The organism is Paenarthrobacter aurescens (assembly GCF_025421775.1).
In the GTDB taxonomy this organism is placed as follows: Bacteria; Actinomycetota; Actinomycetes; order Actinomycetales; family Micrococcaceae; genus Arthrobacter; species Arthrobacter aurescens_B.
In genome coordinates, this window is the sequence record NZ_JAOEFX010000264.1 from 1 (window position 1) to 272 (window position 272).

A 272-nucleotide genomic window follows, 5' to 3' on the forward strand; every position below is an offset into this window, starting at 1 on the left:
TGCGGACATAGTTTAATGGTAAAACACTCAATTCCAATTGAGGGATGGGGGTTCGATTCCCACCTGTTCGCTCCAAATATTAAAATTCATGAGCTATCAATAGATGGCTCATTTTTTGTTGGTAAAAAAGGGTGGTGGTTATTATGGCACAAGTGCCCATATGAAAGGCAATCCCATGAAACCAAAAAAGCATTTGAAGCATTCGTTATTTACCGGGATATGGGATTGGACCGCAGTATAAGAAAAGTAGCAGAAAAGTTGAACAAATCTTA

Annotated in this window: 1 tRNA gene; it reads left to right on the forward strand. The window is 38.6% G+C overall.

The window, feature by feature from the left end:
* The first annotated feature begins 1 nt into the window (after position 1).
* Positions 2 to 75, forward strand: a tRNA-Gly gene (locus N7568_RS23570).
* Positions 76 to 272 lie beyond the last annotated feature (197 nt).